Source organism: Mycolicibacterium boenickei, from assembly GCF_010731295.1.
In the GTDB taxonomy this organism is placed as follows: Bacteria; Actinomycetota; Actinomycetes; order Mycobacteriales; family Mycobacteriaceae; genus Mycobacterium; species Mycobacterium boenickei.
The window spans coordinates 2,614,191-2,633,016 of record NZ_AP022579.1 but is presented as its reverse complement, the minus strand read 5'-3'; the positions used below and the strand labels follow the sequence as shown (position 1 = coordinate 2,633,016).

20 protein-coding genes are annotated in these 18,826 nt (G+C 67.9%); 11 read left to right on the top strand and 9 right to left on the bottom strand.

All coding sequences use genetic code 11. From position 1 onward, the window contains the following. The first annotated feature begins 1 nt into the window (after window position 1). The 4 genes from gdhA to G6N57_RS12495 all read left to right on the top strand — a co-directional run bounded on the left by gdhA (window position 2) and on the right by G6N57_RS12495 (window position 4,926). A complete protein-coding gene (gene gdhA, locus G6N57_RS12510) occupies window positions 2-1,351 on the top strand; it encodes an NADP-specific glutamate dehydrogenase (RefSeq protein ID WP_077742793.1) in 1,350 nt (449 codons plus the stop codon). Between the two features lie 104 nt (window positions 1,352-1,455). Further along, window positions 1,456-2,649 carry an NAD(P)/FAD-dependent oxidoreductase gene (locus tag G6N57_RS12505; RefSeq protein WP_077742792.1) on the top strand — a complete coding sequence of 398 codons (1,194 nt, stop codon included), beginning with the start codon at window positions 1,456-1,458 and terminating at the stop codon, window positions 2,647-2,649. Next, the gene (locus G6N57_RS12500) at window positions 2,646-3,590 is read left to right on the top strand and encodes an RNA polymerase sigma-70 factor (RefSeq protein WP_077742791.1); all 945 of its coding nucleotides are present in this window, start codon (window positions 2,646-2,648) and stop codon (window positions 3,588-3,590) included. Before G6N57_RS12505 ends, G6N57_RS12500 begins: the two co-directional genes overlap by 4 nt. Before the next feature lie 91 nt (window positions 3,591-3,681). Beyond that, the gene (locus G6N57_RS12495; protein WP_097926457.1) at window positions 3,682-4,926 is read left to right on the top strand and encodes an aminodeoxychorismate synthase component I; all 1,245 of its coding nucleotides are present in this window, start codon (window positions 3,682-3,684) and stop codon (window positions 4,924-4,926) included. Here G6N57_RS12495 and G6N57_RS12490 read toward each other — a convergent pair. Further along, entirely contained in the window at window positions 4,915-5,280 is a 366-nt protein-coding gene (locus G6N57_RS12490; protein ID WP_077742790.1) for a hypothetical protein, read from the bottom strand. The two genes, G6N57_RS12495 and G6N57_RS12490, sit on opposite strands and share 12 nt — an antisense overlap. A 63-nt stretch (window positions 5,281-5,343) precedes the next feature. Beyond that, the gene (rsmI, locus tag G6N57_RS12485) at window positions 5,344-6,180 is read right to left on the bottom strand and encodes a 16S rRNA (cytidine(1402)-2'-O)-methyltransferase (RefSeq protein WP_077742789.1); all 837 of its coding nucleotides are present in this window, start codon (window positions 6,178-6,180) and stop codon (window positions 5,344-5,346) included. Between the two features lie 24 nt (window positions 6,181-6,204). On the opposite strand from rsmI, the gene G6N57_RS12480 reads away from it, so the two are divergent. Then, window positions 6,205-7,755: a dolichyl-phosphate-mannose--protein mannosyltransferase gene (locus G6N57_RS12480; RefSeq protein ID WP_077742788.1), complete on the top strand. Its 1,551-nt coding sequence runs from the start codon at window positions 6,205-6,207 to the stop codon at window positions 7,753-7,755. A gap of 111 nt (window positions 7,756-7,866) precedes the next feature. Beyond that, window positions 7,867-9,120 carry an IS30 family transposase gene (locus tag G6N57_RS12475; protein WP_077739882.1) on the top strand — a complete coding sequence of 418 codons (1,254 nt, stop codon included), beginning with the start codon at window positions 7,867-7,869 and terminating at the stop codon, window positions 9,118-9,120. Between the two features lie 81 nt (window positions 9,121-9,201). Here G6N57_RS12475 and arcA read toward each other — a convergent pair whose 3' ends face one another. Beyond that, entirely contained in the window at window positions 9,202-10,410 is a 1,209-nt protein-coding gene (arcA, locus tag G6N57_RS12470) for an arginine deiminase (protein WP_077742787.1), read from the bottom strand. Between the two features lie 33 nt (window positions 10,411-10,443). Here arcA and soxR point away from each other — a divergent pair, with 33 nt between their 5' ends. Continuing rightward, window positions 10,444-10,875 carry a redox-sensitive transcriptional activator SoxR gene (gene soxR, locus G6N57_RS12465; RefSeq protein ID WP_065463085.1) on the top strand — a complete coding sequence of 144 codons (432 nt, stop codon included), beginning with the start codon at window positions 10,444-10,446 and terminating at the stop codon, window positions 10,873-10,875. A gap of 34 nt (window positions 10,876-10,909) precedes the next feature. Further along, on the top strand, window positions 10,910-11,506 hold the full coding sequence (locus G6N57_RS12460) for an alpha-ketoglutarate-dependent dioxygenase AlkB (protein ID WP_036447879.1): 597 nt from the start codon (window positions 10,910-10,912) through the stop codon (window positions 11,504-11,506). Window positions 11,507-11,512: 6 nt separating this feature from the next. On the opposite strand, the gene G6N57_RS12455 is transcribed toward G6N57_RS12460, so the two are convergent. Continuing rightward, window positions 11,513-12,187 (bottom strand): DUF5642 family protein, encoded by a 675-nt coding sequence (locus G6N57_RS12455; RefSeq protein WP_077742786.1) that lies wholly within the window; start codon window positions 12,185-12,187, stop codon window positions 11,513-11,515. Between the two features lie 29 nt (window positions 12,188-12,216). Continuing rightward, window positions 12,217-12,900, bottom strand: coding sequence for a DUF5642 family protein (locus tag G6N57_RS12450; RefSeq protein WP_077743229.1), 684 nt, complete (start codon window positions 12,898-12,900; stop codon window positions 12,217-12,219). Between the two features lie 151 nt (window positions 12,901-13,051). Here G6N57_RS12450 and G6N57_RS12445 point away from each other — a divergent pair, with 151 nt between their 5' ends. After that, complete coding sequence (locus G6N57_RS12445; protein WP_234815777.1) at window positions 13,052-13,321, top strand: hypothetical protein; 270 nt, start codon at window positions 13,052-13,054, stop codon at window positions 13,319-13,321. A gap of 144 nt (window positions 13,322-13,465) precedes the next feature. Further along, window positions 13,466-14,167 (top strand): envelope biogenesis lipoprotein LpqN, encoded by a 702-nt coding sequence (locus G6N57_RS12440; RefSeq protein ID WP_077742785.1) that lies wholly within the window; start codon window positions 13,466-13,468, stop codon window positions 14,165-14,167. On the opposite strand, the gene G6N57_RS12435 is transcribed toward G6N57_RS12440, so the two are convergent. The 4 genes from G6N57_RS12435 to G6N57_RS12420 are packed head-to-tail and all read right to left on the bottom strand — an operon-like array spanning window position 14,157 to window position 17,219. Then, window positions 14,157-15,008, bottom strand: coding sequence for a shikimate 5-dehydrogenase (locus tag G6N57_RS12435; RefSeq protein WP_077742784.1), 852 nt, complete (start codon window positions 15,006-15,008; stop codon window positions 14,157-14,159). The two genes, G6N57_RS12440 and G6N57_RS12435, sit on opposite strands and share 11 nt — an antisense overlap. Before the next feature lie 8 nt (window positions 15,009-15,016). Continuing rightward, on the bottom strand, window positions 15,017-16,018 hold the full coding sequence (locus tag G6N57_RS12430) for an acetyltransferase Pat (RefSeq protein WP_077742783.1): 1,002 nt from the start codon (window positions 16,016-16,018) through the stop codon (window positions 15,017-15,019). Window positions 16,019-16,050: 32 nt separating this feature from the next. Next, window positions 16,051-16,800, bottom strand: a complete 750-nt coding sequence (gene modA / locus G6N57_RS12425; RefSeq protein WP_077742782.1) for a molybdate ABC transporter substrate-binding protein — start codon at window positions 16,798-16,800, stop codon at window positions 16,051-16,053. A gap of 11 nt (window positions 16,801-16,811) precedes the next feature. Then, on the bottom strand, window positions 16,812-17,219 hold the full coding sequence (locus tag G6N57_RS12420) for a TOBE domain-containing protein (protein ID WP_077743227.1): 408 nt from the start codon (window positions 17,217-17,219) through the stop codon (window positions 16,812-16,814). Between the two features lie 142 nt (window positions 17,220-17,361). Between G6N57_RS12420 and G6N57_RS12415 the strand changes: the two genes are divergently transcribed. After that, window positions 17,362-18,819 (top strand): aldehyde dehydrogenase family protein, encoded by a 1,458-nt coding sequence (locus G6N57_RS12415; RefSeq protein WP_077742781.1) that lies wholly within the window; start codon window positions 17,362-17,364, stop codon window positions 18,817-18,819. Window positions 18,820-18,826 lie beyond the last annotated feature (7 nt).

Below are 18,826 nucleotides of genomic sequence, written 5' to 3'. Positions count from 1 at the left end.
CATGGCTGGACTACACGAGAAACTGCAGGCGATCTACGAGGAAGTAGGGCAACGCAACGCCGGCGAGAAGGAGTTCCACCAAGCCGTTTACGAGGTGCTGACCAGCCTCGGGCCGGTGGTCGCCAAGCATCCCGAGTACGCCGACGGTGCGATCATCCGGCGGCTGTGCGAGCCCGAGCGTCAGATCATCTTCCGGGTGCCGTGGCAGGACGATTCCGGCGCCTCACAGATCAACCGCGGCTTCCGCGTGGAGTTCAACTCGGCCCTCGGACCGTTCAAGGGCGGCCTGCGATTCCACCCGTCGGTCTACCTCGGCATCGTGAAATTCCTTGGCTTCGAGCAGATCTTCAAGAACTCGCTGACCGGCCTGCCGATCGGCGGCGGCAAGGGCGGATCGGACTTCGACCCCAAGGGCCGCTCCGACGCCGAGATCATGCGGTTCTGTCAGTCCTTCATGACCGAGCTGTACCGCCACATCGGTGAGTACACCGACGTCCCGGCCGGCGACATCGGCGTCGGCATGCGCGAAATCGGTTACCTGTTCGGCCAGTACAAGCGGATCACCAACCGCTACGAATCCGGAGTGCTCACGGGCAAGGGCCTGACCTGGGGCGGGTCACAGGTCCGCACCGAGGCCACCGGATACGGCACGGTGTTCTTCGTCGACGAGATCCTGCGGTCGGGCGGGCAGTCCTTCGAGGGCAAGCAGGTCGTGGTGTCCGGCTCGGGCAACGTGGCGATCTACGCGATCGAGAAGGTGCATGCCCTGGGCGGCACCGTGGTGGCCTGCTCGGATTCCGGCGGCTACGTGCGCGACGACAAGGGCATCGACCTCGACCTGCTCAAGGAGGTCAAGGAACTGCGCCGGGGCCGCATCGAGGACTACGCCGAGGCGCGCGGCGGCGCGGCCGAGGTGGTCACCGGCCGCAGCGTGTGGGAGGTGCCGTGCGACATCGCGCTGCCCTGCGCCACCCAGAACGAGGTCTCCGGCGCCGACGCCACCACGCTGATCAAGAACGGCTGCCAGATCGTGGCCGAGGGCGCCAACATGCCGTGCACCCCCGAAGCGGTGAAGTTCTTCGAGGAGGCCGGGCTGAAGTTCGCCCCGGGCAAGGCGGCCAACGCCGGCGGCGTGGCCACCAGCGCCCTGGAGATGCAGCAGAACGCCTCGCGGGACTCGTGGAACTTCGACGACACCGAGGCGCGGCTGGCCGAGATCATGCGGCGCATCCACGACCGCTGCCTGACCACCGCCGACGAGTACGGCCAGCCAGGCAACTACGTGGCGGGTGCCAACATCGCCGGCTTCATCCGGGTGGCCGACGCCATGCTGGCGCTGGGGCTGGTCTGAGGCATACCCGCCGGTGATGTGGGTCACATAACCTCCGGCGCTGTCACAAACCCGGGACGCGCGGTGTCTTGAGGGCATAAGCCTTTGAGACAGGAGACGCTCCCATGACCGATAGAACTGCGCAGAACACCCGAGTCGTCGTGATCGGCGGAGGTTACGCCGGGGTGCTGGCGGCCAACCGGCTGCAGGGCACCCCGGGAGTGGCTGTCACGCTGGTCAATCCGCGGCCTGAGTTCGTCGAGCGCATCCGGCTGCACCAGTTGGCGGTCGGCGGTGACGACGCCACCGAGGACTACGACACGCTGCTGGGCAGCGGGGTCCGGTTGGTGGTCGACGGGGCCGATCACATCGACGCCGCCATCCGGCAGGTGCAGCTGACCTCCGGCGACGTCGTCGACTACGACTACCTGGTGTACGCCGTCGGCAGCACCGCGGGTGTGCCCGCCTCGGTGCCCGGCGCGGCCGAATTCGCTTATCCGCTTTCGGAACTCGAACAGGCCCAGCGGCTGAACGCCCGCCTGCAGGACGTGCCGCTGTCGGCCCCCGTGGTCGTCGTCGGCGGTGGCCTCACCGGCATCGAGGCCGCCGGCGAGCTCGCCGAGGCGGGCCGCGCCGTCACGCTGGTCACCGACGTGGTCGGGGCGTCGCTGGGCACCGGGGCGCGTCGTTCCGTCGTCAAGGCGCTGACCAAACTCGGTGTCTCGATCGTCGACGGACCCGAGATCCTGGTGACCGGGGTGGAACCCGACGCCATCACGCTGGCCGACGGCAACCGGCTGCCCAGCGCGGTGACCGTGTGGACCACCGGATTCGGGGTTCCCGGGCTGGCCGCGGCCAGCGGCCTGCGCACCGACGAGCTGGGCCGGCTGCTCACCGACGAAACACTCACCAGCATCGACGACGCGCGCATCGTCGGGGCCGGCGACGCCGCCTCGCCGTCGGGGATCCCGCTGCGGATGAGCTGCCAGTCGGCAGGCCCGTTGGGCGTGCAGGCCGCCAACACCGTGCTGGCGCGCATCGCCGGTGCCGAACCCACGGTGATCAACCAGGCCTTCGCCGGGCAGTGCGTGAGCGTCGGGCGGACCTACGGCACAGTGCAGCTCTGCCACTCCGACGACAGCCCGCGCCGCGTCTTCATCGGCGGGCGCACGGCCGCCTTCTTCAAGGAGCAGGTGTGCCGCGCGACCCTGACGTTCCTGCGCAAGGAGGGCGTCAAGCCGGGGACGTACTTCTGGTTCAAGGGCGACAACCGGGCCCGCCAGCTCGCTGAGGCCCAGCAGGGGACACTGGTCCGATGAGCACTCCCGGCGCAGATAACTCGATCTCGAATTCGACTGAACACGCCGAACGGTTCACGCTGCTGCGGCCGTTGTTGTTCACCATCGCCTACGAGATCCTCGGCTCGGCAACCGAATCCGACGATGTGCTGCAGGAGAGTTATCTGCGCTGGGCCGACGTCGACCTGGCGGCGGTGACCGACACCAAGGCGTATCTGGCCAAGTTGGTCACCCGCCAGGCCCTCAACGCGCTGCGAGCCGAATCGCGGCGCCGCGAGGAGTATGTGGGCCCGTGGCTGCCCGAGCCGCTGCTGCTGTCCCCGGACAGTTTCGGCAACGCGGGCGACCCGTCCGCGGATGTGGTTCTGGCCGAGTCGGTTTCGATGGCCATGCTGGTGGTGCTCGAGACGCTCACCCCGGACGAGCGTGCGGTGTTCGTGCTGCGCGAGGTGTTCGGGTTCAGCCACGACGAGATTGCCGCAGCCGTCGACAAGTCCGCCAGCGCGGTACGGCAGATGGCACATCGCGCGCGTGAGCACGTGCAGTCGCGGCGCAAGCGGTTCGAGCCCGTCGACCTCGAAGAGTCCAACCGGGTGACCGAGGAGTTCATGACCGCGGCGGCCACCGGCGACATGGACGGGCTGCTGGCGCTGTTGGCGCCCGACGCGGTGTACACCGCCGACAGCGGCGGCAAGGCCAGCGCGGCCCGGCGGCCCGTCGTGGGTGCCCAGAAGGTCGCGACGATGCTCATCGGCTTGTTCCGGGCGGGCGATCGGGTCCCGGGGCTCGCGTTCGAACGCGTCACCTGCAACGGCGAACCCGCGGTGTTGATCCGCAGCGACGCCGGACTGGAAGGGGTGTTCACCATCGAGGTCATCGACGGCAAGATCACCAACTTCTACGGCATGCGCAATCCGGACAAGCTGGCCGGCGTCGGCATCCCGCGGGTGATCAGCCGGTAGCTCTCTCCCCGCGAGCAGACGCAAAACTGCCCATTTTCACGCGAAAGTCGGCAGTTTTGCGTCTGCTCCCGGAAGGACGCAAGCTTGCTGCATGCGGATCGAGCGGCTCGGCGCCCTGGGCGATGCCCCGGCAGTGCTGCGCGGTGTCGCCGCGGCTGCCCGGGCCGCGGGGCTGGCGCCACCGGCCGCGGTGATCGGCGACTGGTTCGGCTCACGCGCGGTGATCGCGCCGTCGGTATCGGTGGCCCCGGCGGCGCCGGAAACCTGCTTCGAGGTGCCTCAGGACGCCGCAGGCCCGGCCGGCAGTGTGGGGGGCGGCTGGTTCGGATACCTCTGTTACCCGGACCCTGGCGCCGACGGCGCACCCCCGCGCGTCCCGGTGGCCGCGGGCGGCTGGTCGGACTGCGTGCTGCGCCAAGACGCCGACGGCCTCTGGTGGTTCGAAAGCCTCAGTGGCGCAGAACTTCCCGCCTGGCTGAGGGCATTCGAACCGGTTGAGCCACGCGATTACACCCTGGCCTGGGTGGCCCCGGATCGCGACGACCACCGCCGGGGCGTGCTGGCCTGCCTGGAGGCCATCGCAGCGGGTGAGGTGTACCAGGCTTGTGTGTGCACCAGATTCACCGGCCACATCGACGGCGAGCCGATCGATTTCTTCACCGAGGCAGTGGCCCGGACCGCACCGTCGCGGGCCGCCTACGTGGCCGGGGACTGGGGCGCGGTGGCGTCGCTGTCCCCCGAGTTGTTCCTGCGCCGGGCGGGCACCGCGGTCGCCTCCAGCCCCATCAAGGGCACGCTGCCGTCGTCGGCCGATCCGGCCGACCTACTGGCCTCCGTCAAGGACGTCGCCGAGAACGTCATGATCGTCGACCTGGTGCGCAACGACCTGGGACGGGTGGCGACCACCGGCAGCGTGACGGTGCCCGAGCTGCTCGCGGTGCATCCGGCGCCCGGAGTCTGGCACCTGGTTTCGACCGTCACCGCCGAGGTGCCCGTGCACGTGCCGACGAGCGCGCTGCTCGACGCCACCTTCCCGCCTGCGTCGGTGACCGGGACTCCGAAGCGGCGAGCCCGCCAACTACTGCAGCAGTGGGAACCGGACCGACGCGGAGTCTATTGCGGGACCGTCGGTTTGGCCTCACCCGTGGCGGGCTGCGAGCTGAACGTGGCGATCCGCACCGTGGAGTTCGGCTCCGACGGGTCGGCGGTGCTCGGTGTCGGTGGCGGCATCACCGCCGATTCCGACGTCGACGCGGAATGGGATGAATGCCTGCACAAGTCAGCGTCGATCGTCGAGTTGTCCGGTCAGACACACCGGCTTTCGTCAGGGGGCTGAGTCGGGCTGGAGTGCCGATCCCCACATCGCGACCCTCGCGTTGAACGCGCCGGTGTCCGGGGACTCGGGGTGCCAGGCGGAGATGTCGACGGCGACGGGCACGAAGCTGACGCCTTCATAGATGGGCACCGCTGAGTACATCTGCACCTTCCCCTCTCGGATGAGGGAAGCGACGATGTTGAGGTCGACATCCGCCTTCGCCGCCGCCGAGCCGACCGGGCAGTACACCACGTTCCGAACGTGATCCGGCCCGCCGAATTCGGCCGGCGTGAGAAACACCCGCTCCAATTGTCCCTGTGCACAAAGCTGTTCGGCCTTTTCCGCGGAATCGACCATCGAGAAATCCGGACCCATGTCGCCACCCTAACCGGCGTCTCGCACCGTCAGATGCACCAAATGTGCGACGGAGAACGGGCGTCAGTCCCGGGCGCGCAGCACGGCGTCGTAGAGCTCCCGACGCGACGGGGCCCCGGGGTTGGCCGCGATCACCTGCGCACAGGCGTCCTTCACCCGGATCCCGTCGGCCACCAGTTCCTCGACCTCGGCCACCAGGACGGGCAGTTCGACGGTGGGGGTGCCCCCGGCCAGCACCACGGTGATCTCCCCCAGCACACCGTCGGCGGCCCACTCCGCGAGCTCGCCCAGGCTGCCGCGGCGGATCTCCTCGTGGGTCTTGGTCAGCTCGCGGCACACCACGGCGCGCCGCGCCGGGCCCAGCACCTCGACGGCGTCGCGCAGGGTCTCGGCGAGCCGGCGCGGGGATTCGAAGAACACGGTGGTGCGCGGCTCGGCGGCCAGGGTCTGCAGCCAGGCCAGCCGCGCCGCGTGCTTGCGCGGGGCGAAACCCTCGAAACAGAACCGGTCGGAGGCCAGCCCGGACACCGCCAACGCCGTCGTCACCGCGCTCGGGCCCGGCAGGCAGGAGACCGGCAGGTCGGCCTCGGCGCAGGCCGCCACCAGCCGGTAGCCCGGGTCGTTGATCAAGGGCATGCCGGCGTCGCTGACCACGAGCACCGTCGCACCGGCCGCGATCTCCTCCACCAGGCCCGGTACGCGGGTCGCCTCGTTCTGGTCGAAGAAGCTCATGATCCGGCCCGCCGGCTGCACGCCCAGCGACTGGGCCAGACCACGCACGCGCCGGGTGTCCTCGGCCGCGACGATGTCAGCGGTCTGTAGCGCCTCGACCAGCCGCGCGGATGCGTCGTCGGGCCGGCCCAGCGGCGTGGCGCCGATCAGTAGTTTGCCGGGTGTCACGACCGACAGCCTACGATCGCTTGCGTGACCGCCACCGCCACCGAATCGCCGACGGCTGGTCGCTCGGTCCCGTTGATCAGCCCCGCGCCGCTGATCCCGGCCCCGGATTTCGGGCCGACGGACCGGCTGCAGGGCTGGCTGATGACGGCGATCATCACCGGATTGGCCGCGATCAGCCGGTTCCTGAATCTGGGCTCGCCGACCGATGCCGGCACGCCCGTCTTCGACGAGAAGCACTACGCGCCGCAGGCCTGGCAGATGCTGTTCAACCACGGCGTCGAGGACAACCCCGGCTACGGGCTCGTCGTGCATCCGCCGGTCGGCAAGCAGCTGATCTCGATCGGCGAGGCGCTGTTCGGCTACAACGGGCTGGGCTGGCGGTTCTCCGGGGCGCTGTGCGGCGTGGTGATCGTGCTGCTGGTGGTGCGGATCGCGCGCCGGATCAGCCGCTCCACCCTTGTCGGCGGGATCGCCGGGTTGCTGCTGATCGCCGACGGGGTCAGTTTCGTCTCGGCCCGCACCGCGCTGCTGGACGTGTTCCTCGTGGTGTTCGTGGTCGCGGCGTTCGCCTGTCTGATGGTCGACCGCGACGACGTCCGTCATCGCATGCACGTCGCGTTCATGGAGGGCCGCATCGCCGAGACGCCGTGGGGTCCCCGGCTGGGCGTGCGGTGGTGGCGGTTCGGTGCCGGGGTGCTGCTCGGTCTGGCCTGCGCCACCAAATGGTCGGGGCTGTACTTCGTCGCGTTCTTCGGCGTGATGACCCTCGTGCTCGACGCGATCGCCCGCAAGCAGTACCACGTGCAGGCCCCGTGGCGCGGCATGCTGCGCCGTGATGTGGGGCCGGCCGCGTACGTGTTCGGGTTCATTCCGTTCGCCGTCTACCTGGCGTCGTATGCACCGTGGTTCGCCTCCGAGACCGGCGTCGACCGTCACGAGGTCGGCCAGTCCATCGGCGAGAACAGCATCATCCCGCTGCCCGATGCGCTGCGGTCGCTGTGGCACTACACCTATGCCGCTTACCATTTCCACGCCGGGCTGACCAACGCCGACGGCAACCACCACCCGTGGGAGTCCAAGCCGTGGACGTGGCCGATGTCGCTGCGGCCCGTGCTCTACGCGATCGACAACCACGATGTGGCCGGGTGCGGGACGCAGTCATGCGTGAAAGCCGTGATGCTGGTGGGCACTCCGGCGATGTGGTTCATCGCGGTGCCCGTGCTCGGCTGGGCGCTGTGGCGGGCCGTGGTGCGCCGGGACTGGCGCTACGGCGTGGTGCTGGTCGGATACTCGGCCGGTTTCCTGCCCTGGTTCTTCGACATCGACCGGCAGATGTACTTCTTCTACGCGACCGTGATGGCGCCGTTCCTGGTGCTGGCGATCGCGCTGATCCTCGGCGACATCCTGTACCAACCGAAGCAGAACCCCGAGCGACGAACGTTGGGCCTGCTGGTGGTGTGCTTCTACGTGGCGCTCGTGATCGCGAATTTCGCGTGGCTGTACCCGGTGTTGACGGGTATTCCGATTTCCCAGTCGACCTGGAATCTGGAGATCTGGTTGCCTTCTTGGCGTTAGGGCGCGAGACCGTCGCGGGGGGCGGCGCATCGTTTTCTACCCAGGGGTCGCGATCGCACGCTTGAGTTCAAGGGGTCTACGCAACACACCTTCTGATTTGAGGAGTGTTGCATGGCTCGGGGTTCGTTCCAGTCGAGAAAGCGGTTGTTTTGGGAGCGGGTCCGCGAAGGCCTGTTGCCCGGGGATGCCGGTGTGGCCGTCGGCGTGTCAGCGACCTGTGGACGGCGGTGGTTTCGTCAAGCTGGCGGGGTGAAACCGCACGTGAGTAAGCCTTCGGGCACCGGTGCGCGTCGACGGTTGAGTTTGCAGGAGCGCATCGAGATCCAAGCCGGCGTCCACGCCGACGAATCGCTGCGTTCCATCGGTCGACGGCTGGGCCGACCGGCCTCGACGATCAAACGCGAGATCGACGAGAACACCGAACTGCGCACCCGCAAGAATCCACACAAATCGGGGTATCGACGCAAGCATGCCTTCGGGGCTCAACAGAGTGGAGCCTCGGCGAAAGTGGTCTACCGCGCGTTGTCTGCCCACGACCGATCCGCTGATCGGGCCAGGCGACCCAAACAACGCCGCCTGGCGCGCAATGACAGGTTGCGTCAGCAGGTGCAGAGTCGATTGGAGTTGCGGCACAGCCCGGCGCAGATCGCCCAGCGGCTGCGCATCGACTTTCCCGACGATCCGGAGATGTGGGTGTCACACGAAGCCATTTACCAGGCGATCTACGTGCAGGGACGGGGTTCGTTACGCCGAGAACTGCACCAGTGTCTGCGAACAAAACGGGCAATACGACGACCTCAACATCAGCCCGGAACTCGACGCAGCCGCATCCCGGACATGATCAACATCAGCCAACGCCCACCGGAGGTGGCCGACCGCGCAGTGCCCGGGCATTGGGAAGGCGATCTCATCATGGGCAGCACCGCCTCAGGCTCGGCGATCGGCACCCTGGTCGAACGCAGCACCCGGTTCGTGATGCTGCTGCACCTGCCCGACGACCACAGCGCCGAAAGTGTGCAAAACGCCATCGTCGCCAAGATCACCCAGCTGCCCGCGCACCTGCGCCGCTCGTTGACCTGGGATCAGGGCATTGAGATGTCCAACCACCGTGCCATCGCCAAAGCCACCGATCTCGACATCTACTTCTGCGATCCACATTCACCCTGGCAACGTGGCAGCAACGAGAACACCAACGGGCTACTGCGCCAATACTTCCCCAAAAGCACTGACCTGTCGGTCTACGGCGAGCACTACCTCGACTACGTCGCAGCCGAACTCAACGGCCGACCCCGCAAAACCCTTGAATGGAAAACCCCGGCCGAAGCACTCAACGAACTACTCTCAAAACCACCAGCTGTTGCGTAGACCGCTTGAAACCACCACGCTCGCCACAACCCAGGCGTGGAAAACCGCGCGAGGCCGTCGCGGGAGCGCGCACGCCAAGCCCTAGAGCAGGTCCCGCGCCGCCGGACACGACATGCAACGCGGCCCGCCACGGCCCGTGCCCAGCTCCGACGCCTCGATGGGCAGCACCTCGATACCTGAATCAGCCAGCCGGGCATTGGTTTCCGAGTTGCGCTCGTAGGCCACCACCACACCCGGCGCCAGGGCCAGGGTGTTGTTGCCGTCGTCCCATTGCTCACGTTCGGCGGTGACGGGATCGAGCCCGGTGTCGATCACCCGCAGTTGCTCGATGCCCATGGCGTCGGCGGCGGCCGCCACGAAAGGCACCTCGTCGTCGATCCGGATCCCGGCGTCGGTGCGGTGAATGGTGAACGCCGACAACGAGTCCACGATGTTGGGGTACATCACCACGGCATCGACGTCGACCATGGTGCACACGGTGTCCAGGTGCATCTGGGCCCGCTCCTGCCGGATCGGCACCGCCAGCACTGTGTGGGCCAGGTCGTCGTCGAACAGGCTGCGCGCCAGCGCCTCGGCGCCGGCCGGTGTGGTCCGCTCCCCCACACCGACGGCCACCACCCCGGGCCCGAGCAGCAACACGTCGCCGCCCTCGACGGGCGCCGACCGCGACTCGTAGGCCCGCCGGACACCGAGGAAACGCGGATGGTGGGCGTAGATCAGGTCGGTCAGTGACGTCTCGCGCACCCGGGCCGGGAGTGCGAGTGAGGTGATGGCCACGCGTGGGCCGATCCAGAACGACGAATCCCGGGTGAACAACAGATTGGGCAGCGGCTCGATCACGAAATCGCCGCCGTGGTGCATGAGCCGCACCAGTGACAGCTCGGCGCCGTGAAAGGGCACCTCGTTGAAAGTCATGCCGGCCATCAGGATGCGGGCCAGGTCTGCAGGCGGCAAGGTGCGCAGATAGGCCGAAAGTTCCTGGGCCAGTGGCACGCCCAGGCGACGGGCATCGACGGCGGCGGAAATGCCGTGCATCCGGGCGGCCCCACTGTGGGCCAGCGCCTCGGTCAGCAGGTCGGCCAGGAGCAGGACCTCCACGCCGCGCGAGCGCAGCACGGCGGCGAAGGCGTCGTGCTCGCGTTGCGCCTTGGCCACCCACGGCAGGCCGTCGAACAGCAGGGCGTCGTTGTTGCGTGGCGTCAGCCGCTGCAGCTCGGGACCCGGCCGGTGCAGGATCACGGCGCGCAGCGTGCCGACCTCAGAGTTGGAACCGAACGCCGCAGTCTCCACATGATGACGTTAACTCAACTATGGTTGAGGTGTATGGAGACGCACGAGTTAACTCCTGGAGAGATGTCGCTGCGCAGCGGCGTGGCAGTGTCAGCACTGCACTTCTACGAGCGCGAGGGCTTGATCGCAAGCCGCCGCACCTCGGGAAACCAGCGCCGCTACGCGCGCGAGACGCTGCGCCGCGTGGCGTTCATCCGGATGTCGCAGCGCCTGGGCATACCGCTGGCACGCATCCGCGAGGCCCTGTCCAGCCTGCCCGACGACCGGGTACCGACGAGCAAGGACTGGGCCAGGCTCTCGGCCGGCTGGCGCCAGGACCTCGACGACCGCATCCTGCACCTGCAACGGTTGCGCGACAACCTGACCGGCTGCATCGGCTGCGGCTGCCTGAGCCTCAAGACCTGCCTGCTGACCAACCCCGGCGACGTGCTCGCCGAGCAGGGCCCGGGCGCCTCCCGCCTCTAACGCAGTCGAACGTCTGTGCGATACACTCGCGCGCATGGAGCTGGCGTTGCAAGGCTCACTGTTCGAGCACGCTGAACGTCGTCGACTCGGCAACGGCGCCTGGGTGGAGTTGCGCTCGGGCTGGCTGCCCGACGCCGACTCGCTGTTCGAGGAGCTGATGGACGGGATCCCGTGGCGCTCCGAGGAGCGCGAGATGTATGACCGGGTGGTCGCGGTGCCGCGCCTGGTGAGCTTTCATCACCTGCTCAACGAGCCGGTGCCGCACCCACGGCTCAAGCAGATCCGGCGCAGGCTCAACGACACCTTCGGCGGTGAGCTCGGCGAGCCGTTCACCACCGCGGGCCTGTGCCTGTACCGCGACGGCAACGACAGCGTCGCCTGGCACGGCGACACCATCGGCCGCAGCCGCAGCGAGGACACCATGGTGGCCATCGTCGGGCTCGGCGCGACAAGAGTTTTCGCGTTGCGTCCGCGCGGTGGCGGTCACGCCCTGCGGCTGCAGCATCGCCACGGTGACCTGCTGGTGATGGGCGGATCGTGCCAGCGCACCTGGGAGCATTCGATCCCGAAGACCACGAGCCTGGTGGGTCCGCGGATCAGCATCCAGTTCCGCCCGCACGACGTGCGCTGAGGCTCGCTAGCCCCTCACGTCGGCGACGGCGGCGCTGAGCAGATCACGAGCCCGCTTGTCGTCCACCGGCGACACCGGCTTGCCCGGCTCCACCAGCGGGTTGGCGGTGACGATCACCATGAACGTGTCGAAACTGGCGACGTAGTTGAACAACTCACCGGTGCGCGCCTGGCCACCCATCACGGTCTGCACGATGCGGTGAGTCCCGATGGTGCGGGCCCCCTCGATCTGCGGGGCCTCGACCACGTCCACCTGACCGCGCACCCCGGGGCCCAGGAACTTCACCTTCTTGCAGTCGTCACCCGGGGCGTTCACCGGGACCGGCTCAGAGGTCTCGACGGCCAGCACGATGAACCGGTTACCCGCACCTTCGGCCGTGGTGGCGGCCATGTTGCCCTTGAGCCCCTCCGGCAACGACTGGCCCTCGGCGAATTTCGCGCAATCGGCAGGATCGACCTTCACCCCGGGCGGCATCTTGTGCGACGCCAGCATTTTCGGGTCGATCCCGGTGGGCGCCACATCGGTGACCTTGAACTCCGGGCCGAAGGTGGAGCGCACCTTGGCGACGTTGGCGATGTCCGCGTGGGCGGCATCCGACTGGTCCGATTGACCGCACGCGACCAATCCGGTGGCGCAGGCAAGGACGCCCGCGGTGGCGAGTAACACGTTGCGGTTCGACATCGCTGTCAAGATACCTGGGGTCCGTCAAGTTACCGGGAACGTAACGCCGAAACCGTTTTCACCAGCAGGTCGGAGGCGAACGATGGGTCGAGCGCGGGGTTCGGCGAGCCTGGGTCGGTGACCACGCTGACGAACACGTGATAGCCGGCGCCCAGATCCGCGGTGAACGTGTCGGCATGGGACCGGGTTTCGGTGCCCCCTTCGACGATCGTGGTGACGGCCGTGGACATCCCGGCGGTCACCGCATCCTCGATCGACGGCGCCGCGACGGCGGTGACGGTTCCGACGGAATGTCCGCCGGACACACTCCACTGCTCACACGGTGGGTCGCCGCGATCCGCGGGCACACCCGGCCCCAGCTTCGAGACGCCCGCGTACACGATGCCGCCGGGCCCCGATGCCGACCAACCCCGGGTTGGCTCGACTTCACGGGCGGCCAGCGCGCCGCAGGCGGCCGGGTCGGCCCGCCAGTCGGGGCCGAATCCCCACAGCGATACCGGGGTCGCCTGCGGCTCGATGGGTACCACCTCGTAACCGGGCGGCAAGTCCTGCCGCGCCCGCTCGATGCGGGCCGGGTTCACTGTGGCGGCATCGCCGGTGGTGCGCGACGCTGACGATGGCTGCACCGGCTCCGGTGCCTGCTGGGATCCGCATGCCACCCCGCAAGCCAGGGTGCACATCAGCAGGGCCGCCGGGACGGCGAAAGGGCGCACGGCGTTTTGATACCACAGCCCGCGTTTGCTGTCGAGGACGGTCACGAAGCCGCCTGTCAACTCATTTCTGGCCACCGGCAGTGCGACAAGGGTTGCGCTACAGCGGAATTTAATGACTGCAGGTCTGGTTGCCACAAATACGACATCCACGATGACGAGGGGCACCACCGTGTACGGATTGGCCGGAGCTGTGATGGCCGGCAGCGCGCTGTCGGCGTTGGCGGTGGGTTTTCCCGCGGCTGCACCAGCTGCGCCGTCAGGAGTCGGATCGGCGCAGGACACGGCGAACGAGTTGGAACGCCAGGGGTTCCAGGTGGTGATCTACCGCGCCGGGACGGCTCCGCTGGACCGGTGCACCGTGTCGTCGGTCCGCCCGGCTCAGGTCCTCGAACAGACGGTGTACCTGTCCGCGAATTGCTGACGGCCCCACCTGGGCCACCCCGAACATTTCACTGCGCAAACGATCGCGTTACCGGACTGCTCCTTCTGCCAGCCATTTGCCAGCAAAGCGTTTATCGTGCAGGTCAGTTGCGCCTCACCGGGGCGTCCAACCGATGGGAGACCGATGACCACGTCAATGAGGGCCGGCGGAATCGTCATCGCCGCCGTCGCGCTCGGGGTCATGTTGACCGGCTGCGGCGGCAAGACGGTGTCCGGCACCGCAACCGAGGCGACCGGGAGCAGCGAGACGAGCACCGAGACCACCAAGACCAAGGCCGATGAACCGAGCACTCCCTCGGCCGGGCACCAGTACACGATCGTCGACTACATCCGTGACAACAACATCACCGAGACGCCGGTGCACCGCGGCGATCCGGGCACACCCCAGCTGGACATGCCGATTCCCGAAGGCTGGGCGGACGCGACCTCATCGGCTCCCGAATGGGCCTGGGGCGCAATCGTATCCACCGATCCGGAGTTCGCCGCCGATCCGCCCTCGATCATCGCGCTGATGTCCAAACTGACCGGCGACGTGGACCCGGCCAAGATCCTGGAGTACGCCCCGAACGAGATCAGGAACCTTCCGGGCTACGAGAACCAGGGCGACGGGTCGGCAGACGAACTGAGCGGCTTCGATGCGTATCAGATCGGCGGCACGTACGTGAAGGACGGCGCCACCCGGTTGATCGCGCAGAAAACCGTGGTGATCCCCGGAGCCGACGGGCTGTTCGTGTTGCAGTTCAATGCCGATGGCACCGAGGATCAGATGGGCCCGTTGATGGACGCGACCGCGGCCATCGACGAGCAGACGGTCATCACGCCGTAGCAGGCTGCCGGGAGAAGGCCGACGCCGCGGCCACCTGCTCAGGCGTCGGCCGCACACCCGTGTAGCGCTCGAATTGTTCCGCGGCCTGCAGCGCGATCACCTCTGCGCCGGTGATGACCGGCAGGCCCGCGGCCCTGGCCGCGATGATCAGCGGAGTTTCGGCGGGCATCGCCACCACGTCGACCACGGCAACGGCCGCCTCGATGGTGGCCGGATCGAACGCGCTGCGGTGTTCGTCGGGCCCGTCAGCCATCCCGATCGGGGTCACGTTGACCAGGATCGGTGCCGTCAGCGAACCGACCTCGGGCGCATAGCCGTAACCGAGCGTCTCGGCCAGCGCCCGCCCGGCCTCGTTGTTACGCGCGACGACAGTGCCCTTGCGAAACCCCTTGTCCCGCAATGCTGCCCCCACCGCCTTGGCCATGCCACCGCTGCCCCGCATCAGCACCGCATCGTCGGGGTCCAACCGGTCGACGAGTTCCTGGACCGCCAGGTAGTCGGTGTTGGACGCGACGAGGTGGCCGCCGGGCACCGAGAGGTCGTTGACGATCGTGTTGACCGCGTCGATCGCCAGCGCCGACGGTTCGATCTCGTCGACGAGTGCCATGACGTCCTTCTTGAACGGCATCGACACCGAGCAACCCCGGATGCCCAGGGCCCGCACGCCTCCGATCGCCGCGGCGATATCGGTTGTGGTGAAGGCCTTGTAGAGGTAGTCCAGCCCGAGTTCTTCGTAGAGATAGTTGTGAAACCGGGTCCCGATGTTGCTGGGCCGGGCCGCCAGCGAGATGCACACCCTGGTGTCCTTGTTCAAAGGTGGCCTTCGGCCACTGGCGGTCATCGGCGGCGTCACTGGCTCACCGCCCGGATCACCTGGCGCGTCACGTCTGTGATCTTCGCCGCCAGCTCGGGTTCCAGGCTCAACGTGTCGATGGCGGGCACCGCGACGTCGGTGAGTACCACCCCGAGATCCTCACGCTCCCAGACCGCGCCGAGCCGGTCCAGGATGCGCCGCATGGCGTAGTTGTCACTCAGCACACGTGCGGTGAAGCGTTGAATTCCAAGGTAGTTCGCCGACACCACCAGTGCGTCCATCAGGAAGGTGCCGATACCGCGGCCCTGATAGTCGTCACCGACGGTGAACGCCACCTCGGCCGTCGTCGCGTCGTGTCCCTCGCGGACCACGCGGGCGTCGGCGACCACCGGCCCCAGCGCGCCCTCGGTCATCACCCAGACGAAATGGTCCGCGTAATCGACCTCGAACAGATACTCCAGCAGTGCCTTGGTCGGCTTGCGCACGGATTGGAATCGCCGGTAGAGGGTCTCGCTGGAGAACTCGACGGGCCCGTTCAGAGTGCGTTCGACGTCGCCGGGCAGCACCGGCCGTAGATAGAACCAGTCGCCGTTGCGCATCTGCACCGGGATCGGCGTGATGAACCCGGCCAGCCGCTGGCGGGCGATGCGAACCAACCGGTCGAACATTCCCGGCAGGTGAAGGATGACCTCGAATGCGTCGCGGTCACCCACCCAGCCGCTCACCGGATCGAGGGCGGTGACCGTGGCGGTGCGCGCCGCGTCGCGCAGCAGCGCGATCTCGCCGATGATCAGCCCGGGTTCCAGATCGGCGACGACGGCCTGGCCGTCGGCCGCCTCATGGACCACCCGGGTGCGCCCGGAGGCGATCAGCATGAAGGTGAGGGCCGGGTCACCCTGCCGGATCAGCACCTGGCCCGGCACCGCCGCCAGCGGCCGCAGCAGGGCGGTCAGCGGTGCCAGCACGGGCGGCCGACATCCGGCGAAGAATTCCAGTGCCGCCAGGTCGTCGGCGCTGATCTCGGTCAGATCGGCCACGGTCCCAGGCTACGGCGCCGCCGCGGGCTGGGTCAGGGCTTGGCGAATCCGGCCTTGGCGAGCGCCTTTTGGCCGGCCTCACCGGTCACCAGGTCGACGAAACGGTGTGCCAGTTCGGCTTGTGCGGACCCTTTGAGCACGGCGATGGGATAGCTGTTGACGGCCTGGGCGGCCTCGGGAAACGCCACGCTGGTCACCTTGTCTCCCGCTCCGGCGACGTCTGTGACGTAGACCAGACCCGCGTCGGCCTGTCCGCTGGTCACCTTGCCCAGCACGTCGGTGACCGAGGTCTCCTCACTCACCGGGGACAGTGTCACGCCGGTCGCCTTCTCGACCTTTTCGGTCGCGCCACCGCAGGGCACCGGCGGCGCGCACACCACAACGCTGGTGTCCGGCTTGGCCAGGTCGGCGAAAGACTTGATGCCCTTGGGGTTTCCCGGCGCGACGGCGATGGTCAGGGTGTTGGTGGCGAATGTGACCGGGGCACCCTCGACGAGATCCGCGGCCACCGCCTTGTCCATGTTCCGGGTGTCGGCCGAGGCGAACACGTCGGCGTCGGCCCCCTGGGTGAGCTGGGTGACCAGGTCCGAGGATCCGGCGAACGAGAACTCCACCGAGGCCCCCGGGTTGTCGGTCTTGAACTGCTCGCCGATCTCGGTGAACGCCGATTTCAGCGACGCGGCGGCGAACACCGTGATCGAGCCGCCCGCCGTGTTGTCGGACGAGGAGCAGCCCGCGATCAGGGCGGTCGCGCCGACCGTGCTGAGCGCCAAGGCGAACATCCGGGCTGGGTTCACGATTGTCCTTTCGGGGTTTCCACGATCACGGTCGTGGCCTTGACCACCGCGACGGCGATGCTGCCCGGAGCCAGGCCGAGTTCACGTACCGACTGGCTGCTCATCAGCGACACCACGGTGAACGGCCCGCACTGCATCTCCACCTGTGCCATCACCCCGTCGGCGATGACGTCGGTGACCAGCCCGGCGAAGCGGTTGCGCGCCGAGCTGCCGATGCCGAGCGGATCCTTGGGCGCCGCAGCGGCGTTGGCGCGGGCGAACGCCGCCAGCGCGGCGCCGTCGATCACCTTGCGCCCGGATCCGTCGAGATGGGCAGGCAGAGCCCCGTCGTCGATCCAGCGCCGCACGGTGTCGTCGCTGACCCCGAGCAGTTCGGCCGCCTCGCGGACCCGGATGTCTGGCACCGCGTCAGCGTATCCGCACCGCATCCGCCCAACAACCGCAAACACGGGGAAATAGCCGTGAGAGAGCCGCATATGCGGTCTTGACCGCCCCGGTTCCCGACTGCTAGGCAAGTGCTCAGCATTCGACGACGAAGGGAACCCTATGGAACTGCAGACGGTTTTGGAAGAGCTCCGCGACCGACCGGGCACGGGCGAGACCATCGCGGTCATCGACCCCGCGACCGAGGAACAGATCACCGAGTTCCGCGACTGCGGGCCCGACGCGGTCGACGAGGCCGTCGCCGCCGCGAAAGCCGCCTACCAGTCCGGGATTTGGACCGACGTCCCGGCCCGCCACCGCGCCAAGGTGCTCTGGAAGCTGGGCGATCTGATCGACGAGCACGCAGCGGAATTCGCCGAGCTGGAGTCGTTGGACGCCGGGATGCCCCCGATGCAGGCAGAGATGATCGTCTCCACCTGCGCGGAGTTCTTCCGCTACTACGCGGGCTGGTGCACCAAGCTCAACGGCAGCAGCTACCAGGTGCAGATGGAGGGCGGGGTCAACAGCAACTATTCCAACCTGCACGCCTACACCACCAAGGAACCGTATGGCGTGGTAGGCCTCATCTACCCGTGGAACGGCCCGCTGTTCAACGCCTGCGCCAAGATCGCCCCGGCCCTGGCGGCCGGCTGCTCCAGCGTCGTCAAGCCCGCCGAGGAGACCCCGCTGTCAGCGGTGCTGCTGGAGCGGCTGATCGGTGAAGCCGGCGTGCCGGACGGCGTGGCGAACTTCGTCATCGGATACGGCGCCACCGCGGGTGCCGCGATCACCGCGCACCCCGACGTGGAGAAGGTCGCCTTCACCGGCTCGACCGAGGTCGGCAAGCAGATCATGCGGGACTCCGCGGACAACCTGAAGAAGGTGACCCTGGAGCTGGGCGGCAAGTCCCCGGTGCTGATCTACGAAGATGCCGACCTCGACATGGCGATCATGATGGCCTCGATGGGCATCTTCGTGCACTCGGGGCAGGGCTGCGTGTGTGGATCACGAATCTTTGTGCAGCGCAGCGTTTATGAACGTGTGGTGCAGGGGATCGCGATGATCGGAGACAACCTGGTGCTGGGCGGCCCGAAGGACGAGGGCGCGATGATCAGCCCGCTCGTCAGCCAGAAGCAGCTCGACCGCGTGCTGGGCTACATCGACCAGGGCAAGCGCGACGGGGCCGAAATCGTTTCCGGCGGCTACCGATTGGACCGCAAGGGCTACTTCGTCAAGCCCACCGTCGTCACCAACGTCGACCCGGCCACCAGCTCGCTGTACAAGGAAGAGATTTTCGGCCCGGTGGTCACCATCCTCCCGTTCGACGATGACGACGAAGCCGTCGCGATGGCCAACGACACCAGCTACGGCCTGGCCGCGACCGTCTGGACCACCAACCTGGCGCGTGCGCACAGCCTGGGCAGGCGGCTGCAGGCCGGCATGGTGGGGCTGAACTGCCAGCTGACGTTCGACCACAACGTGCCGTTCGGCGGCTACAAGCAGTCCGGCGTCGGCAAGGAATTCGGATACGAGGGCATCGACGCTTATCTCAAGACCAAGTCGATCTGGGCGCAGCTGTAGCCCTTCG

Coding starts and splice junctions, on each gene's coding strand:
- G6N57_RS12475 (WP_077739882.1), top strand. CDS start 7,867: ATGGCTCGGGGTTCGTTCCAGTCGAGAAAGCGGTTGTTTTGGGAGCGG.
- gdhA (WP_077742793.1), top strand. CDS start 2: ATGGCTGGACTACACGAGAAACTGCAGGCGATCTACGAGGAAGTAGGG.
- G6N57_RS12495 (WP_097926457.1), top strand. CDS start 3,682: ATGCGGATCGAGCGGCTCGGCGCCCTGGGCGATGCCCCGGCAGTGCTG.
- soxR (WP_065463085.1), top strand. CDS start 10,444: ATGGAGACGCACGAGTTAACTCCTGGAGAGATGTCGCTGCGCAGCGGC.
- G6N57_RS12435 (WP_077742784.1), bottom strand. CDS start 15,008: ATGACCGCCAGTGGCCGAAGGCCACCTTTGAACAAGGACACCAGGGTG.
- G6N57_RS12415 (WP_077742781.1), top strand. CDS start 17,362: ATGGAACTGCAGACGGTTTTGGAAGAGCTCCGCGACCGACCGGGCACG.
- modA (WP_077742782.1), bottom strand. CDS start 16,800: ATGTTCGCCTTGGCGCTCAGCACGGTCGGCGCGACCGCCCTGATCGCG.
- G6N57_RS12460 (WP_036447879.1), top strand. CDS start 10,910: ATGGAGCTGGCGTTGCAAGGCTCACTGTTCGAGCACGCTGAACGTCGT.
- G6N57_RS12455 (WP_077742786.1), bottom strand. CDS start 12,187: ATGTCGAACCGCAACGTGTTACTCGCCACCGCGGGCGTCCTTGCCTGC.
- G6N57_RS12440 (WP_077742785.1), top strand. CDS start 13,466: ATGACCACGTCAATGAGGGCCGGCGGAATCGTCATCGCCGCCGTCGCG.
- G6N57_RS12500 (WP_077742791.1), top strand. CDS start 2,646: ATGAGCACTCCCGGCGCAGATAACTCGATCTCGAATTCGACTGAACAC.
- G6N57_RS12505 (WP_077742792.1), top strand. CDS start 1,456: ATGACCGATAGAACTGCGCAGAACACCCGAGTCGTCGTGATCGGCGGA.
- G6N57_RS12490 (WP_077742790.1), bottom strand. CDS start 5,280: ATGGGTCCGGATTTCTCGATGGTCGATTCCGCGGAAAAGGCCGAACAG.
- G6N57_RS12445 (WP_234815777.1), top strand. CDS start 13,052: ATGACGAGGGGCACCACCGTGTACGGATTGGCCGGAGCTGTGATGGCC.